Genomic DNA, 18408 nt, shown 5'->3' on the forward strand with positions numbered 1-18408 from the left:
ATTTTTTAGTTATTAATTAGTGGTGTTCTTCTGTTGCCATTCCTAAATAAACAACGGTCAGTACCATAAATATAAATGCTTGTAAGAATACGATTAATATGTGGAATAAAGCCCAAGGTACACTCAGTGCCCACTGCATCCACCAAGGCATTAGCGCAATAAGGATGAATATCATCTCGCCTGCATACATATTTCCGAATAATCGTAAGCCTAGTGATATTGGCTTTGAAATTAATGTTATTAATTCAAGAACTAAGTTAACAGGATATAAAAGAGGGTTATCAAATGGCTGAGTAGTTAGCTCTTTGATAAAGCCTTTCAAACCTTTATTTTTAAATGTATAGGTTAACAGTAGAATAAACACACCGAGTGCCATGGACATTGGTATATTTACGTCTGCTGTTGGTAGGTCTCTAAAGTGCTCTAGACCCACAGCTCGGGTTAATCCCGGGATTAAATCAATGGGTAATAGGTCGACTGCATTCATTAACAACACCCAAACAAAAGTGGTTAATGCCAGTGGTCCTATTAATTTATCTTCCGCTTGAAAAATTTCTTTGACGAGATTATTAACGAAGTCAAAGACAAGCTCGATAAAACATTGAAAACGACCTGGAACGCCGCTAGTGCCACGAGTGGCTACATACCGAAATGCACCGATGAAAAGTAAACCTGTAATCCAAGATACCAACATCGAGTCAATGTTAAACGCCCAGAACCCATCACCTGTAGTTAAGAAGGTTAAGTGATGCTCTATGTATTCGTGAGCGGTAGTTACTTGATCCATACTACGCGTACTCCGATCTATTAGAGGCGGTAATAAACGGCGTTAAGAAGTATCCAATCATAGTAAATATGTACGCATATAATATTACTGGGTTATCCAGTTTGAAGAACTGGAATGCCAAGATAAACATTAAAAACGTATATGTTATTTTTACGACACGACTCATTTGCATTAAGTCACGTAAACTATAATTAGGGTTCTTACGCACCTTTAGGCTTGCATATATAAATCCAAACAGCGGTGGCAACATCGCAATTACAATGCCCAAAGCTGATGATTCCATATCTACTTTATTACCAAAAAACACTTCATATAAAACTACACCGATGGCTAATACTATTTGGCAGAGAACAACTCTTTTAGCGGCAACAAGGATGTCGCTACTAATCCCATTAAGCCTCATAATAAAACCTTATGTTAAACAGTGTAAGTTAATATAAAACACAGTTTAAATTTAACTTGTTACTACATTTCACTTGTTAATAACACTTGATTTGCTTTAAAGAAAAACCCTTGCTGGTTTTATATCTCCTGACGAAATGAAACGAATTAAACTAATTCGCTATCGTTTCGACAAAATATAAATTACGCCTAAAATTATGTGATCAAAACGACAAATATTGATATCAATAATTCCATTTTTGAAATGAGAGTTTTTCATTTATGAAAGTAATCGTTTTATTACTTTATTCATGAATATTTAAGATGCTTTATCCATATGAAAAAGAGGGACTTTGGGGAAGGGTTCTGCGAGCGAACTTATCAACTTATGATCTTATCAATTAAGATTATTCAAACACTTAGGCTCATTTATTAGCTGAATTGCCAAGTGTGGTTTTGAGAGAGATTACGCTTGTTTGAGGCGATAATGGAAGGTCCCGTTTGTCTGATAAATTAAACGTACGTCGCTCCTTATCAGTAAGCGAATATTTTTTATATTGTTGTTACTTTGTCATTATTTGCATACATGAGAGTGAAAATTCAGCGCCTAAATGTTGATGTTATAGGAATGAAGGTGATGATTGGGTGCGTGAGAAGCATGGTGCTGGAGAAATGAAGGTGATGATTGGGTGCGTGAGAAGCATGGTGCTGGAGAAGAGACACCAAGTTTTGGGGAAGTAAATGGCAGCAAAGTGCTGCCATTTACTTAATCTAGGTTCGCTTATTACTCTTCATAACTGAGGTATTGGATACATAAGTCATGAAAAGCCTGTGCTTGTGGTGAGATCGTACGATCAGACAATCTGAAAATACCAATTTGTCGTTGCAAGGGTGGGTCAATTAATGGAATCCACACTAAGCGTGTTTCGTTGGTAGGAAAAGCCAGTTTAGGTAGTGTAGTTACGCCTATTCCGAGCTCTAACACCGAAAACAGCGACGTAATGTTCTCTACTGAATACAAAGCTTGTTCGCTGAGCATGCGTGCGGGTGTTGGGTCAAGTAGGGTACAAGTCCCATTTCGAATGAAGGGTTGTTTTAACAAAGTTTGCCATTCGATTCCTTCTTGCTGAGAGGCGATAGGGTTGTCTTTTAGGCACACCACACCGATTGGATCAGAAAGCAAAGGCGTGAAGTCGATGTTCTCTTCTTCTAAATGGGAACTATTGCCGAGGGCAACATCCACCTCTCCAGAGAGTAATCTTGCTTCTACACCTGCCGCATTATCATCAATCAAACTCACTTCTACATTTGGGTACTGTTCACAAAAAGCCCCTAAAACACTAGGGATTAATTTTGCGGCGACCGATGGCACGCTCGCTATTCGAACTCTTCCTTGTTGTCCTGCTGCTGCTGCGCGTAGGTCGTTGTCTAATGCTTTGTAAACATTTAAGAATTGAATGATTTTTGGCAAGCATATTTCTCCAAAAGGCGTCAGTGTCGATTTGTTGCCTGTTTCAAACAGAGGTTGCCCTAGTATTTTTTCAAGCTCCTTTATCGAAGTAGAAAGTGCCGCTTGCGAGCGATTTGCTCGGTGAGATGCCGCTCGAAACCCGCCTTCTTCGACGACTAAAACAAAATGTTTTAACTGTTGTAGCTTAATACTCATGGCACCGATCCTTCTCTAGCCCTTGCTATACCTTACTTTTTGCAAGGTGATAGATTTTATTTATCAAATGCACAAAATTTACCGTTAGATTTATCAGTCGTCAAGGTGCAGTATTTAACCATCTTGAAACATAGTTGTTACAAAGTTGGATGGAATCGTGAACGCACAAACTAAAAAACACCCAGTAAAAACCGAGCTTTTTGCTTCAAAAGCACCACTAGAGTGGGCAATCGTTAATAACGGCACTCTATACACAGCGCAGATTCCAATTGATGAAACTGGCGCAGTAGTAGAAGGCGGTATTGAAGCGCAAACGCGTCAGACTTTTAACAACCTTGTTCATACGTTGGAGTGTGCAGGCGAATCTATGGATTCCGTGCTGCAAGTTCTGATTTACGTGACAGACCGTGAATATCTAAAAACGGTAAACAGCGTATACGGAGAATACTTCAATGCACCTTATCCAAACCGTGCTGCGGTCGTCGTTGCAGGGTTAGCAAGAGAAGAAATGCTGGTCGAGTTCGTGGTTTATGCATCGGCGTCTCAACCTGAATAATCAGACTGTGAACTAAAGCTATTTGCGGATCAAAACTCTTTTAATTTGAAGTGGTTTATTGATACAAGCGATTTGGTTCACTTTAGAAACAAAATATACATCTTATTTTAGCAATTAATTACCTGAATATTAACAGTTTATTAATTAACCAGATGGTTGCCAGACTCAACCGCAACCTAACCGTTACAAGGACAGAATGATGACTCAATTACAGAATGTTCAAGCAGAAAACGCGCTTTACATTGGCGGCGAATGGCAAGCGGGTGTAAGCACCGTAGCGAACATTAACCCATCAGATATTTCTGAAAACATTGGTAACTTCGCACAAGCAAGTGCTGAACAAGTTCAACAAGCGATTTCAGCGGCAAAGCACGCTCAACCAGAGTGGGAAAAAACACCGATTGAACGCAAGCAAGCGGTTCTTCAAGCGATAGGTGATGAGCTTATTGCACGTTGTGATGAACTAGGCACGCTTCTTTCTCGTGAAGAAGGTAAGCCTTTTGCTGAAGGTCGTGGTGAGATTTACCGTGCAGGTCAGTTCTTCCAGTACTTTGCGGCTGAAGTGCTTCGTCAAATTGGCGACAACGCAGAATCAGTACGCCCAGGCGTTTCTGTTGAAGTGACTCGTGAAGCGGTAGGCGTTATCGGCATCATCTCTCCTTGGAATTTCCCGACAGCAACGGCTGCTTGGAAAATTGCTCCTGCATTGGCTTTCGGTAACAGCGTTATCTGGAAACCAGCAAACCTAACACCAGCAAGTGCGGTTGCGCTTACTGAGATCATTCACCGCCAAGGTATCCCTGCAGGTACGTTTAACCTTGTACTAGGTAGTGGTTCAACAGTGGGTGATGCACTGATCAATTCTAAAGAAGTGAACGGTGTGAGCTTTACCGGTTCTGTTGATACGGGTCGTAAAGTAGCAGCCGCTACCGCACCAAACTTCGTTCGTTGCCAACTGGAAATGGGCAGTAAGAATGCCCTTGTTATTGCTGATGATGCAGACATCCAAACTGCGGTTGATGCAACGATTGCAGGTTCGTTCTCGGGTGCAGGTCAAAAATGTACAGCGTCTTCTCGTCTAGTGGTTATGGATGGCATTCACGACCAATACGTTGAAGCACTGATTAAGCGTATGAGCGAGCTGAAAGTCGGTCACGCACTAGAAGACGGCGTGTTCATGGGGCCTGTTGTTGACGGTAACCAACTTGAAGCAAACCTAGGTTGGGTTGAGAAAGCACGTCAAAGCGGCGGTGAGCTAGCATTTGGTGGCGACCGCCTAAGCATGAAACACGAAGGTTTCTACATGTCTCCAACTTTGTTCTTGAACACTAAGAACGATTGGGAAGTGAACCAAGAAGAAGTGTTTGCACCAATGGCAAGCGTGATTCGTGTAGCGAACTTAGAAGAAGCTATCGCGATAACAAACGATACTCGCTTTGGACTAACGGGCGGCATCATTACTCAAAGCCTACGTACTAGCGCAATGTTCAAGCAACAAGCGCAAACGGGTTGTGTAATGGTGAATCTACCAACAGCAGGTACGGATTACCACGTACCGTTTGGTGGTCGTAAAGAGTCTAGCTTCGGCCCTCGCGAGCAAGGTCAATACGCGAAAGAGTTCTACACAGTGGTGAAGACAGCTTACCAGCGTCCTTACTAATCGGCTTTCTGTTAATTAGATTTCTATTAACTAGAACGGGATGGCTGGAGACATTAAGCCCCTAGCCATCCAGCTATCGAATTGGCCTGATTCACAGAGTCAGGCCAACATTCAAACCAAAGCAGCAAACGAACTTAGACAAGTGATTTAACCCATTTTTGAAAACATGTTATTTGAGCGTGTTTTCAAAACCGAGCTAGAACACTGAGCTTTCAATAGGAGTGGTTATGTACCAGCAACGGATTGTTATAGATGGATTGCAATACTGCAATTGGAACAGAGAATATTTCCAAACACTAAAAGCGAGCGGCATTACAGCAGTTCACGCTACCGCGGTTTACCACGAGACAGCTCGTGAAACCTTATCTCGCTTTGCAGAATGGAACTTAAGATTCGAGCAGAACGCAGACCTTATTATGCCGATTCACTCAATGGCTGATGTCGAGACTGCAAAAGCGACCGGCAAAGTCGGTATTTTCCTTGGTGCTCAAAACTGTTCTCCAATCGACGATGAGATCGGTCTTATCGAAGTGATGCGTAAGCAAGGTCTTCTGATCATGCAGCTGACGTACAACAACCAGAGCTTATTGGCGACGGGTTGTTACGAAAAGAACGACACCGGTATTACACGTTTTGGTAAGCAAGCCATCGAAGAGATGAACCGAGTGGGCATGATCATCGATATGTCTCACAGTGCAGAGCGCTCAACACTTGAAGCGATTGACCTTTCTTCTCGTCCTATTTGTATCAGCCACGCGAACCCAACGTTTGCTCATGATGCACTACGAAACAAATCAAACGATGTGATTAAAGCCTTAACCGCACGCGGTGGCTTAATCGGATTCAGCTTATACCCATTCCACTTACCAAATGGCAGCCAATGTACGTTGGAAGATTTCTGCCAGATGGTTGCGACTACCGCTGACATGGTCGGCGTAGAGCACCTAGGCATTGGTAGTGACCTATGCTTAAACCAACCTCAAGCCGTTCTTGAATGGATGAGAAATGGTCGTTGGTCTAAAGTAATGGACTACGGCGAAGGCTCTGCGAACAACTCAGGTTGGCCAGATGCGTTGCCTTGGTTCTGCGGCAGCTCGGGTATGGAAAACATATATAACGGATTGATGCGCCATGGTTTCAGCGAGTCTGAAGCTGGGCAAGTCTTGGGAGATAACTGGTTTAACTTTTTGAAAGATGGCCTAGAGCCTCAAAACAAGGGTTAACGGTTTCTCACGAGCCATCATCGAATTAGCAGCCTTCTAACAAACGTTCAATGAGCAAGTGCTGCTTAAACCAATTTCACTATTCAAAAGGAACAACGGTCTATTTCGCAACGCGGTAACCCAAACATGGATTAGCCTGCCCAACACAAAAAATAATAGGGCAGGTGTTAAATACACCCTTGTAGTCATCATTTAAATGACAGCTGCAAAGAAACCTCTGGAGTCAGAGTATGTCTGATTTAACCAATAGCGTGAAATCTTCAAACGTAAATGCGGGTCAAGCACACACAGCAAGCAACACAAACCAGTCTGAATCTACCTCAGACAAATTAGGATTGTCCAATCCGGCTCTTTGGTACAGCGGCGGCTTTATCGCTCTGTTCGTAACGCTAGCCTTGTTTGACGGGGATCTACTATCTAGCTTAGTAAACACGGGCTTTGCATGGTCTGTAAAAGTATTCGGTCCTTATTGGCAAATGCTTCTTCTTCTGACTTTTCTTATTGGTCTTGGCCTGGCGGCAGGGCGAACAGGCAAGGTTATCCTAGGCGGCATTGCGAAACCTGAAATGGATGGCTTCCGTTGGATGGCAATCATTTTCTGTACGCTACTTGCGGGTGGCGGTGTTTTTTGGGCGGCAGCTGAGCCAATCGCGCACTATGTCAGCCCACCACCTTTGTATGGCGCACAAGAAAACGCCCAGCAAGGCGCAGTGAATGCTTTATCGCAATCTTTCATGCACTGGGGTTTCCTAGCATGGGCAATCGTAGGTAGCTTAACGTCTATCGTGGTTATGCACCTTCATTATGACAAAGGCTTACCTCTTAAACCTCGTATTTTGCTTTACCCAGTTTTGGGCGAAAGAGCACTGAAAGGCCACACCGGCGCACTGATTGACGCATGTTGTATTGTCGCAGTAGCGGCGGGCACCATTGGCCCTATCGGGTTCTTGGGCTTGCAAGTGAGCTATGCGCTTAACGAACTGTTTGGTATTCCAGATGGCTTTACCACGCAGCTGATCATCATCTTGTTCGCTATCGTTCTGTACACATTGTCGGCATTAAGTGGTCTTAACCGCGGAATGCAAATGCTAAGCCGTTACAACGTAATTTTGGCGATGGCATTGATGGTCTATATCCTGATCTTTGGCCCAACAAACTTCATCTTCAATGGCTACATCCAAGGTGTAGGCAGCATGATTGATAACTTCATCCCAATGGCAACTTACCGTGGTGACGAAGGTTGGTTGAGCTGGTGGACAGTATTCTTCTGGGGTTGGTTCCTAGGTTACGGCCCAATGATGGCAATCTTCATCGCACGTATTTCACGCGGTCGTAGTATTCGCCAATTGGTCTCAACTATTAGCTTGATTGCACCGTTTGTGACTTGCTTCTGGTTCACGATTGTTGGCGGCTCTGGTCTTGCGTTCGAAATCGCGGATCCAGGCAGCGTAAGTAAAGCGTTCGAAGGCTTTAACTTACCAGGTGCTCTGCTAGCGGTAACTCAACAGCTACCTATGCCAATGCTTATCTCTATTTTGTTCTTGATCTTAACCACGATCTTCATTGTAACGACCGGTGACTCAATGACTTACACCATCAGTGTGGTTATCAGTGGTGAGACAGAACCGAATGCAATTATTCGTACCTTCTGGGGTGTGATGATGGGGGTAACAGCGTTAATTCTGATTTCCCTAGGTTCCGGCGGTATTTCAGCGCTGCAATCATTCATAGTTATCACAGCGGTACCGGTGTCCTTAATCTTGCTGCCATCACTTTGGAATGCGCCTCAAATCGCAATCAAGATGGCGAAAGACCAAGGTTTATAAAACATCAATGCCGGTATAGAGAAGAAACTGTAGAGATAAAGCTCTCTAAAAACTGAAGAGAAACAAGGTGTCAGCCTTTGAAAGAAGGCTGATACAAGATTCCGAAAGGAAGAGAAAAACCGTACTGGTGAAGATACACCGGGCGGCACGTATTTAGGTCAATCGATCTAGTCAGGACAAACAATAATGGGTGAGTTCGCTTACTCCAAATAACGTGAAAGCTAACCAACATACTGTCGCAATACATGCTTCAAAAGACAGCAACGATCGGTTCTGAATGGCTAGCAAAATCCTATAACTATAAGGTGGTGAGCAAAATGGATGCACATCGTTCTACCTACACTGAATCAGCACTACGTGACGCAACTGTCGTCATGGCACCGGAAAGGCTAGGTGCTATGCACCAAACGCGTATCAGCTTCGTAAGAACTTTGATTCGTAAAATGGCGCAACAGCAATGGAAAGTGACTAAGCATGAGTGGCAATTAGACCCTCAAGGTTTTGGTCATGTTATCTATAAGCTAGAGACGCCAAACCATGTTTATCATTTGGTTGTGTTCTGTGATGAGATTGCAGACGACGAACGAAATGACCGTGTAATTGCTGAAAAGTGGGACGTAACGTTTGCTCTGGTTCTTGGTGATGTGGATGTCACTCTACTGGAGAGACTTCGTGCGAATGTACCGCTTCAAGAAGCAGGCCGTAACCCTAACAATGTGCTTGTTTTAGCGCGTGCCAACAAAAGCGTGCGTGTGTTTGAACATATCGTTAGTCACTTGGCTAAAGGTGTTCAACCAACGCCAAAAGAGCTGGCTGAAGTGGGTTACATCTTGCGAACGACAGCGGTATACGGTAATGGCAAATTTGGCATTGCTGACTTTAAAATCTTAGAGAAAAATGAAGATTTTAATCAATCGTTTAGTGCGCAAATGTGTGCCGTTTATATGCTACGTGAGTTCAGTCTAGATTGGGTTCACTACCTAGCTAAGCAACAAGGCGGTGAGCAAGCGATCACTTTGCACAGAGGATTACAACGTTACCTTGGTGTTGGTAATGCGACAGGTCTAGGCATGGCGCCATACCTGATTAACCACCCGAGTATTGTTGATCAATGGATGACAACCCGTGAACATGCGTTAGCTGACGTGTTAGCTAATCACACGGATACCGCATTGATTGAACCGTTGCGCGTTTTAATGAACAAAGCCGTTTGCCATCTAGAGCAAGTGGTCACCATTAATGAAACCCAGCAAGAGTTAAACGAAGCGGCGGTTGATGACCTTAAAAAGGCTGAGCAATCGCTAGAAGTGTCTGTCAGCCAATATGATACGTGGGCACAGCTAGTTGAACAATCTAAGCACATGAGTATGGAAGCCCAAGAAATCCTTATCTCATGCTTGATGGAATTGTACCCAGAGTTAGTGGACACCCATCAAGAGCAAATGAATTGTAGCGAAACGCTGTCGCTTCCTAGCGGTAAAAAGATTCAAGATCTTCTTGTTGTATTAGAAGAAAAATACCGTTGGGCCATCACGACCGACTTTACAAAAGCAGAGAATAATTACTGGTTCTGGTACCGCTCTCAAGACAAAGAAGAGCCAAGGCTCGGTGTTCGAGGCGAAGAGCTAGGTGAAGAGCGTGAACTGCCGTTGGATATCGGCCGTCAAGCTTACCGTTTGTACCACGCTTTATTGCAGTTTGCGCCAGAGCTTTCATTGGCTGAGTTCCTTGTTAAGCAGCCACAACATCGTGCGATTGCACGTCGTGTATGGACGCTAGGCAACAAAGCAATGGGCGACATTCAAATGAACGTGCTGCACCAAGATTCGCCGCCAATGCACTTGTTGCGTTGCAAGCTAGCAATGTTTGGCGCGACTAAATTTGATCCTCGCTCAGACCGATGGGTACGAGTGACGTTTTTCCAAGGTGCGCCACTGCTTGATGAAATTCATCAGGACGAATGGGTGTTCCCTGTCTTACCAAGTGAAGCGGAGCTCGCTGACTCACAAAAAGCCACTACACATATCAACGCTCAACATGGAGGTAAATCGTTATGATCGTTTCTCACAATGAACTGGTAGCGGCCGTCAATAAAGCCTTCCTGGGTATGCGTCGTACATGTGGTGAAGCCGATGTGATAGCGAACATGGTGGCAGATTTACAAATGGTGGGCTTGGATGGCGTTCGTCACTTTAACAACGCAAGCAACTTCATTGGGCTAGAAGACGATTGCCCAGTGGATATTCAAGTGCTTAGCGACAACACGGTTGAAGTTGACCTGCACAAGGCGAGTTTGGCGTGCCACCTCCCAGTGGTGATGGATTACGCGATTGAAAAAATGGTCGGCAAGAAGACGCTGAAAATTGAGCTCAACAACTGTCATAACCGCTGGCTAGCGTACAGCGAGCTTGTGAAACTTGCGGCGAAGGGCATCGCGTGTACTGCACGTTGGGACAATGGCTCTAACCCTAAGAGTACTTTGTATGTGCTTAACCGTGGTTGCGTTGCACCAGAACTGTTTTTATCAGATTTGCCTCTGGCATCGGACGATCATATCCACAATATGACCATCGAGCTTTCCGTCCAGGATTTCGATATCGAACGTTTGTCAGATGGCTACCAAACACACATTGAATCGGAAGCGCTTTCTAAAACACAAGAGAAAGCGTGGAACGATGGCATTGAAGTTAATGAAGCAGAGTGGGGCGCATTGAAAGAAACCGCGACGGCCATTCTTGTCGAAAGCAGCCAACGTTCGATTCAAGGTGCTGGTGAGCTAACGACTTCATAGCTTAGTGAATCGATAGCACTCTCTACAACAGATAAAACCAAAGAGCTTAACGTATCCTCACCTCGTTAAGCTCTTTTTATTTGTGTCCCATTTATATTTCCCCTCTCTATAGGTCACACCTTAAACTCTCTGCTTTGACACAAGTTGTTACGCGTTGAAGGTTAATTAAGCAATTAGATGAAGCACCTTCACAATCATGTTAAACAAACGGTTTCTTTTACAAGCCACTATGCGTATCTTGCTAACTAAAGGTGCCAACGGGCGCCGTTTTTATTCGTACCGATGACATTAGAATCAGATAAAAAGGAATGAAGCGTGCAAGCTAACTTTATTGATGGACCCACCCTGTATCGTCAGCACTCTTTTGAGTTGCCACTCGATTACCAAGCAAAAGATGGACAACAGATCCAAGTCTTCGCACGTGAGCTGGTTGATCTCGCTAAAGATGCGCAAGAACTGCCATGGTTGATCTACTTTCAAGGTGGGCCGGGTTTCCCGTCACCACGAGTGAGCGGCCAATCAGGTTGGCTAAAGCGTGCATTGCAAAACTACCGTGTTCTGCTTCTAGACCAACGCGGTACAGGCAACAGTACGGTGATCAGCCATGAAACCTTGGCTCATTTGTCTCCTGAACAGCAAGCTGAATACCTAACGCATTTCAGAGCCGATAACATCGTGCGTGACGCGGAAGCGATTCGTGAGCAGTTCGGTGTTAAACAATGGTCGACGATTGGCCAGAGCTTTGGTGGCTTTTGCACATTAAGCTACTTGTCGCTGTTCCCACAAAGCCTACAGCGCTGCTATGTCACGGGTGGTATCCCTTCTATCGAGCGCGAAGCTGATGATGTGTATCGTGCGACCTATAAGCGTGTAGAAGACAAAAACAAAGCCTTCTTTGCTCAGTTCCCACAAGCGCAAGCCAAGTGTCGTGAGATCTCTGATTACCTGCTTAATAACGATGTGAGACTGCCAAACGGTCAGGTGTTTACGGTTGAACAGTTCCAATTGATTGGTATTAACCTGGGTGGCGGTGAAGCAAACCTTCCTATGTATTTCACACTAGAGAGTGCATTTGTTGAAGTGAACGGTAACAAGCAGCTGAGTTACAGCTTCCTAAATCAAATGCAGCAAGAGCAAGGATACCTAACGAATCCTATCTACGCGATTCTGCATGAATCGATTTATTGCCAAGGCACAGCGTCTAACTGGTCGGCACATCGAGTACGTGAGCAATACCCGCACTTCAACTACCAATCGGGCAGTGAGTTTTGGTTTACTGGTGAAATGGTTTATCCATGGATGTTCGACCAGCTAGAAACGCTGAAGCCACTGCGTGAAGCAGCGAACATGTTGGCTGAAAAATCGGACTGGGGCACTTTGTACAACGCAGAACAGCTGAGTAAGAATACGGTTCCAATGGCGTGCGCAGTTTACGCGGATGACATGTACGTTGAGCTGGATTACAGCCGTGAAACACTGGCGAATATTCCAAACTCGAAAGCGTGGATCACTAATGAATATGAACATAACGGCTTACGAGTAGACGGCGAAAGAATTGTCGATAAATTGATGACGATGGTTGAAGCGTTGGAAAACCTGCCAAAATAGTCAAACTGTCTACGCCAGAAACAAGAAAACGCTGCTTCCGTGCAGCGTTTTTTTTATGTCATCGAACTATTCGATTTAAGGAACTAGGAGGGGTAGCCCTTGAAGCCATTAAGGTTGGATGACGATATCTTGATTTTCAGTGGTTGATAAGCTGGCGCGGTTCTGTTCGATAAGTTGCGCTGCATAAGAGGGAGTCACAGCTTGAATTTCGCCTTTTGAACGAATCGTTAATGCTTCCCACGCATGATCACGGTATTTGCCTGTTTGTGTATATTCAATAAGTACTCTCATGACTCTTCTATCCGATGTGTGGTTAACGTGCTACTAACATTAGCGCCATTATTGTGGTTACACACCTGTTAAAAATGGAACATAAGATTAACCAAATGAGAACGCGAGCAACTTGAAAAAAAGGCACTATTGCCCTTATCGTAACGGATTGCCTTATTTAAACTGACGGCACTTATCGTAACCAAGCGTACCTATTGTAAATAGCTCTCATAAAAAACGCTGCACAATGGCAGCGTTAAAGTTGGAATAGGTTGAAGATTGCTTAGCTGTTTTCTAGACCAACAATCTTGCGTGCAGACATCACTGCACTATCCAAATCGGTCAATCTACCAGCACTTGCTGGACCAAGAACTGATGAATACAAAGCCAACTGCTTCTCAAATGATAAATCTAATTGGTTATATAGATTTTGGCGGATTTGAGCGTGTTGCTGTGGCTTTGCGCTCGACAGGCCTTCCAACGTATCGTAGATGAGTGTAGTTGTATCCATAACTGTCCTTAGTGCATCTTTAGAAAATTTTGCACATTATGCACTTGGTATCATCTTTGTTCTGCGAGATTGATCGCATTATGTGCAGCTCTGCTTAATTGTGTAATCAGTTAGTTATAATTGTGTTGTACAGCAAGGCGTCGAATGACCAGAGTTGGGCAAAAGAAAAGGAGACGCATTGGCCTCCTTTGGTTTGTTATACAGCGCTACAAGTTACGTTTTGTTGGCTGGTTGTTGAGCTAATCGGCTACGTAAAGCTAAAGCACCTATCGAATGTTGATCGTGTTGTCCCTGCGATCGTACATGTCTGGCGTGGTATGCAAGCCACCCGCATAACCTGCAGCTTCTAGTGTTTCTCTTACCTCTCGAACATGCTCTGCCGTGACAGGTTCGTTTCGGTCTCCAAGGTTTGAACGCACAAACGTGATTAGCTCAGCCAGCCTTTGATCCGACAGTACATCTTCAAAACTTGCCATTGGCATGAAGTTTCGGTCTTTGTCGAGATAGGTGGGTTGTAGGCCACGTACCGTTACCGCGATGGTGTTGAATGGATCACTGTGCATGATGATGCCATTGTTCAGCAGGGTAGGAGCAATAGGGTCGCGACCTTTACCGTCGTCTCCATGACATGCTCCACACGTTTGGCGATACGTGGTGTAGATTTCACTGCCATAGGCGGCTTCGTCAAACCCTTTAGGCTGTAACGGAACTGCGTCACTGGCAATGGTGTTGTTGATGTCACCACTGAGTAGGTAATAAGACATCGACTCAATATCTTCACGCGTCATCAAACTTAAGCTGTTTTTCACTACGTCAGCCATGCCTGCAAAAGCAGTCCCTTTGTCTGAGTGACCTGTATGTAAGAAGTCAGTGAGTGTTTTCTCATCCCAACCATCGACATAGAGCTCATTTGCAGTGATGTCAGGAGCATTCCAACCATCGATTAAGTTACCTTGGAAAATACGCTCTGGTATCAAAGCTTGCGCGATGTTTCGTGGTGTATGGCACTCCGAGCAGTGGCCAAGCCCCGCAACCCAATACTTGCCTTGTTGCCACTTATCGACATCCTCAACTTTACCTTTAAGTTCCTCTGGTACTTGATAATCGATCGGATCGGTGTCCATAAATACGATGTTCCAGCCAAGTAAACCTAAGCGAATATTGGAAGGAAATATCATGCTGTTGTCGTCATTGCGTCGTGGCACAGCAGCGATTGACTGCATGTATTCCCATAAATCAACCATGTCTTGGTCGGTGAGGTATTGATAAGAGGTATAAGGCATTGCAGGGTATAGGTACCCGTTCTTACCTTTACCTTCAACTAACGCGGCTCGGAAGTCGTCGAAGTCGTAGGTTCCTATTCCTTCAGTCTTGTGTGGGGTAATGTTGGTTGAATACACGGTACCGAACGGGGTAACAAACGGTAGCCCGCCAGCAAAAGGTTCGCCACCTTCTGAGCTATGACAAGCCACACAGTCACCGGCATACGCTAGGTATTCTCCACGCTCAACAGACGATGTTTTTAAACTCGCGAGCCTTTGCTTCTCCACTTCACCAGCGTGTCGGATGTATGCCCCAAGCGCAAGTATTTCGTTCTCCGTAAGTTGCTCATCAAACGCAGGCATTAGGTTGTTCAAGCCGTAATTGATAGTGTGTTGAATCTCTTCAATACTACCGCCGTGAAGCCAGATATCATCAGAAAGATCTGGGACTCCAATTACAGGGTTAGCGACAGCACCATCGGCATGGCAAGACGAACAGTATTTGACAAACAAAGTTTTACCGAGCTCGACTTTAACCTCGGGCACATTGGTATGACGTTGGTTGAGAGACGCTAGATAGTAGGAAACTTTCGCCACCTCATCTGGACGCATGATTTCACTCCAACCCGGCATAGCACCGTTCCGACCTTTGGCGATCGAATGAATAACAGCTTCATCGCTTCCGCCATAGAGCCACTCTTGGTCTATCAGGTTAGGAAAGTGCTTTTGTCCCTGAGCGTTATCTCGGTGACAGGCCGCACAGTGAGTTTGGAACAGGATTCTACCGCTGTTCACGATCTCTGGAACTGAAGCTAAACCGTCCAAAGTGGTTTCACTGGTTTGAGAGAATTGTTCATTAAGGCTGGTGGTCGGCGAACTCAGTTTATCGTCGCTTTGCTCCCAATCGACTAATCCTCTCCATTCTCCAAGCCCGGGGTAAAGCACTAAATAGCCAGCAGATAGCAGAAATGCTACTGCATAACTGATAAAAAGTATTTTAGGTGGAGGCGCATCTTTCTCTTCAATACCATCAAAGGTGCCAATGGTGTGATCGTGATCGGCCTTGTGATTGGTACGCCAGTACTTAACGACAACAGACACCATCAGAACAAAGAATATTAAGGTTAATAGTACCGCCCATAGATTCCAAAATGTGCTCATTGTGATACCTCCTGTGACGTATCTTTACCAAGGCTTTGTAAATAGCGAATCAGAGCTTCACCTTTGGTTTTGCCTCTTACTTGCAGTCTAGCGTCGCCAATTTCTTGATCGCTATAAGGCACGCCTAAGGTACGTAAAACTTCCATTTTGGCGCTGATGTTATCGCCTGTAAGAGTTTGCTCAAACAGCCACGGATAAGAGGGCATGATAGAGGTAGGTACGACTTTTCGAGGATCAATTAGGTGGATAACATGCCACTGGTCAGAATACTTTCTACCTAAGTTAGTGAGGTCTGGCCCTGTACGTTTGGAACCCCACAAGTTAGGAAACTCGTAGATATCGTCCGCTTCCTTATTCGGGCGTCCATTACGTTTAACTTCTGGTTCTAAAGGGCGAACCATTTGCGTGTGACACACATGGCAGCCTTCGCTGATGTAGATGTCTCGCCCTGCCAACTCAATAGGAGTGAGTGGCATCGCTAAACTGTTTTTGGCAATATCACCTCCACGGACAATGCTTGGCACTACCCATACCAACAAAGAGAAGGAGGCGACGACAACGGTGGTCAAAATTAAAATGACGATTGAATGCGTAAAGTCTTTACTCATCATTTAAGCCCCCTCATTAGCGGTGTGTTTAGCTTGTTGTACTACTGGCATACCAACCGTCTTGTACAAATTGAACGCCATTAAGAACAGTCCAAGTACAAATAGCGCGCCACCGAAGAATCGTAAGAACAACCAAGGTGCTTTAAAGTTCATAGCCTCTACAAAACTGTAAATCAGTTCGCCATTTTCATTTTGAGCGAGCCACATATAACCCTCACCGATGCCTGCAACCCAAAGTGCGATCGCATAAAGAGCGACGCCAGCATGAGCGAGCCAGAAGTGCCATTTGATCAGTCTTCGTGACCAAAGGTCAGTTTGGCCCCATAGGCGTGGAATGAAATAGTAAAAAACCGCTATCCCTGACATCCCAACCCATCCTAGTGCTGCGGAATGTACGTGACCGATGATCCATTCGGTGTTGTGTGCCACCATGTTGAACCAGCGAATAGCAAGTAGGGGACCTTCGAATGTCGCCAAGCAGTAGTAAAGAATCGCTGAGAAAAAGAATAAAAGAATGTAGTCGGACTTCAGCTTTTCTTTGTTTTGCAGTAGGGTCATTGCGCTATTAAACGCACCTGCCCACGAGGGGAGCCACAAGATCAATGACATCACGATGCCGATGTTTTGAATCCATATAGGAACCGAAGAGTAAACTAAATGGTGCGTTCCAGCCCAAGTGTAAAAACCGACTAAGCCCCAGAAATGGATCACAGACAAACGGTACGAATAGATAGGTCGGTCTGCGGCTTTGGGTATGAAATAGTAGTTCATGCCAATCACACCAGCAGTCAGTAAGAAACCAACGGCATTATGCCCCCACCACCACTGAACTATCGCATCTTGAGCCCCTGCAAATACAGAGTAGGACTTCATCGCCGATACTGGCATCGCTAGATTATTCACAATGAAAATCATGGCAACAACGATAATGAATGCCGCGAAGAACCAGTTAGCGACGAAGATATGGCTGACTTTACGCTTAGCAAGGGTGCCAAAGAACAACACCGCATAAAGCACCCAAACCAATACAATCATTAAGTCGATTGGCCATTCAAGCTCCGCATACTCTTTTGAGCTGGTGTGGCCCGCGGGTAAGGAAATGACAGCAAATAAAAGGATGAATTGCCAGCCCCAGAATACCATCCATGAAAGGCTCTTATTGAACAGATCACAATGGCCTGTTCGTTGGGCTATGTACAAAGACGTCCCCATCAAAATATTCACGACGAAGCCGTAAATCACTCCTGATGTATGTAGCGGACGTAGTCGTCCAAATTGGAAGTATTGGGAATCAAAGTTTAAGACTGGCCAATATAATTGTGCGGCGAGAATCACTCCGATGATCATACCTACAATCGCCCACACTAAGGATGCGACGATGAAGTACTTCACGACCTTAATGCTGTATTGCGTTGTCACTTGTTCCATAACAAGGCTCCTTGCCTAAAGTTTTGAATCATTGACTTCGTTCGAATTGCTGATCGAGCCTGCATCGTTACCAAGCATTGAATAGAAATAGGAAATATCACGGATATCTTGGTCTGAGAGTGTGTCGGCTTGTTGTTGCATGAGAATAGCTAAGCCACTGGTTCTTTCTCTTGTCTGATAATCTTTCAGTGAAGAGATCAGGTATCCCACTTTTTGACCGCGAAGGTTCGGGTAGGGATCTTGTGTTGAGATGCCATCAGCGCCGTGACAGGTCATGCACACTTTGGCTTTTTGCTTACCTAATTCGAATTGTTCTTGATTAACTTCTGCAGAAACAGGAAACATGACCAACGTCATTACTAGGGCAGAAAGTGTCGCCACGGGGTTAAATTTTTTTATATTCAAACTCATTCTCGATTCCCTTGATTATGAAGTGAGTAAGCTTTTCAAGAGCAATAAACGATATCTGCTAGTGACATAGAAACGACTGATAGCAAATAAAAGGGCTCATAAAGTTGCTTACGTTCGGTTAAAGGTTATGCAGCAACAGGCATTCTCGCTACTTACTTACTCATGTTTATTGTTAATTTTATTGTTTGATACGTATTCATAGGACTTATTGGATTACTTCCACGGCTCAAAATGCGTGCTTTTACCGCTAGATGGTCTA

At 44.6% G+C, this 18408-nt stretch carries 16 protein-coding genes; 7 read left to right on the forward strand and 9 right to left on the reverse strand.

Going from position 1 to position 18408, the window contains the following annotated elements; translation table 11 throughout:
- Positions 1–16: 16 nt before the first annotated feature.
- The 3 genes from atpB to OCV56_RS16340 all read right to left on the reverse strand — a co-directional run bounded on the left by atpB (position 17) and on the right by OCV56_RS16340 (position 2834).
- Positions 17–787: a F0F1 ATP synthase subunit A gene (gene atpB / locus OCV56_RS16330; RefSeq protein WP_048608583.1), complete on the reverse strand. Its 771-nt coding sequence runs from the start codon at positions 785–787 to the stop codon at positions 17–19.
- Position 788: 1 nt separating this feature from the next.
- Positions 789–1190: a hypothetical protein gene (locus OCV56_RS16335; protein WP_086713781.1), complete on the reverse strand. Its 402-nt coding sequence runs from the start codon at positions 1188–1190 to the stop codon at positions 789–791.
- Between the two features lie 762 nt (positions 1191–1952).
- Positions 1953–2834 carry a LysR family transcriptional regulator gene (locus OCV56_RS16340; RefSeq protein ID WP_086713782.1) on the reverse strand — a complete coding sequence of 294 codons (882 nt, stop codon included), beginning with the start codon at positions 2832–2834 and terminating at the stop codon, positions 1953–1955.
- A 157-nt stretch (positions 2835–2991) separates the two neighbouring features.
- On the opposite strand from OCV56_RS16340, the gene OCV56_RS16345 reads away from it, so the two are divergent.
- The 7 genes from OCV56_RS16345 to OCV56_RS16375 all read left to right on the forward strand — a co-directional run bounded on the left by OCV56_RS16345 (position 2992) and on the right by OCV56_RS16375 (position 12498).
- Complete coding sequence (locus OCV56_RS16345) at positions 2992–3390, forward strand: RidA family protein (RefSeq protein ID WP_004730412.1); 399 nt, start codon at positions 2992–2994, stop codon at positions 3388–3390.
- A 199-nt stretch (positions 3391–3589) separates the two neighbouring features.
- Positions 3590–5050 carry an aldehyde dehydrogenase family protein gene (locus OCV56_RS16350; protein WP_086713783.1) on the forward strand — a complete coding sequence of 487 codons (1461 nt, stop codon included), beginning with the start codon at positions 3590–3592 and terminating at the stop codon, positions 5048–5050.
- Positions 5051–5277: 227 nt separating this feature from the next.
- Positions 5278–6273 carry a membrane dipeptidase gene (locus OCV56_RS16355; RefSeq protein ID WP_086713784.1) on the forward strand — a complete coding sequence of 332 codons (996 nt, stop codon included), beginning with the start codon at positions 5278–5280 and terminating at the stop codon, positions 6271–6273.
- A 230-nt stretch (positions 6274–6503) separates the two neighbouring features.
- Positions 6504–8099, forward strand: coding sequence for a BCCT family transporter (locus OCV56_RS16360; RefSeq protein ID WP_086713785.1), 1596 nt, complete (start codon positions 6504–6506; stop codon positions 8097–8099).
- Between the two features lie 245 nt (positions 8100–8344).
- Complete coding sequence (locus tag OCV56_RS16365; protein WP_086713786.1) at positions 8345–10156, forward strand: hypothetical protein; 1812 nt, start codon at positions 8345–8347, stop codon at positions 10154–10156.
- Positions 10153–10890, forward strand: coding sequence for a DUF3726 domain-containing protein (locus OCV56_RS16370; protein WP_086713787.1), 738 nt, complete (start codon positions 10153–10155; stop codon positions 10888–10890). The genes OCV56_RS16365 and OCV56_RS16370 overlap by 4 nt, the downstream gene beginning before the upstream one ends.
- A 315-nt stretch (positions 10891–11205) precedes the next feature.
- Positions 11206–12498, forward strand: a complete 1293-nt coding sequence (locus tag OCV56_RS16375) for an alpha/beta fold hydrolase (protein WP_086713788.1) — start codon at positions 11206–11208, stop codon at positions 12496–12498.
- A 108-nt stretch (positions 12499–12606) separates the two neighbouring features.
- Here OCV56_RS16375 and OCV56_RS16380 read toward each other — a convergent pair whose 3' ends face one another.
- The 6 genes from OCV56_RS16380 to OCV56_RS16405 all read right to left on the reverse strand — a co-directional run bounded on the left by OCV56_RS16380 (position 12607) and on the right by OCV56_RS16405 (position 18149).
- Entirely contained in the window at positions 12607–12789 is a 183-nt protein-coding gene (locus tag OCV56_RS16380; protein WP_004730424.1) for a hypothetical protein, read from the reverse strand.
- A 262-nt stretch (positions 12790–13051) separates the two neighbouring features.
- A complete protein-coding gene (locus OCV56_RS16385; RefSeq protein ID WP_004730426.1) occupies positions 13052–13279 on the reverse strand; it encodes a PAS factor family protein in 228 nt (75 codons plus the stop codon).
- A 266-nt stretch (positions 13280–13545) separates the two neighbouring features.
- On the reverse strand, positions 13546–15702 hold the full coding sequence (locus OCV56_RS16390) for a c-type cytochrome (protein WP_086713789.1): 2157 nt from the start codon (positions 15700–15702) through the stop codon (positions 13546–13548).
- The gene (locus OCV56_RS16395) at positions 15699–16313 is read right to left on the reverse strand and encodes a cbb3-type cytochrome c oxidase subunit II (protein WP_086713790.1); all 615 of its coding nucleotides are present in this window, start codon (positions 16311–16313) and stop codon (positions 15699–15701) included. Before OCV56_RS16395 ends, OCV56_RS16390 begins: the two co-directional genes overlap by 4 nt.
- Positions 16314–17738, reverse strand: coding sequence for a cytochrome-c oxidase, cbb3-type subunit I (gene ccoN, locus OCV56_RS16400; RefSeq protein ID WP_086713791.1), 1425 nt, complete (start codon positions 17736–17738; stop codon positions 16314–16316).
- A 15-nt stretch (positions 17739–17753) separates the two neighbouring features.
- Entirely contained in the window at positions 17754–18149 is a 396-nt protein-coding gene (locus OCV56_RS16405; RefSeq protein WP_086713792.1) for a c-type cytochrome, read from the reverse strand.
- Between the last annotated feature and the right edge of the window lie 259 nt (positions 18150–18408).

Origin of the sequence: Vibrio gigantis, from assembly GCF_024347515.1 — a bacterium.
Taxonomy (GTDB): Bacteria; Pseudomonadota; Gammaproteobacteria; order Enterobacterales; family Vibrionaceae; genus Vibrio; species Vibrio gigantis.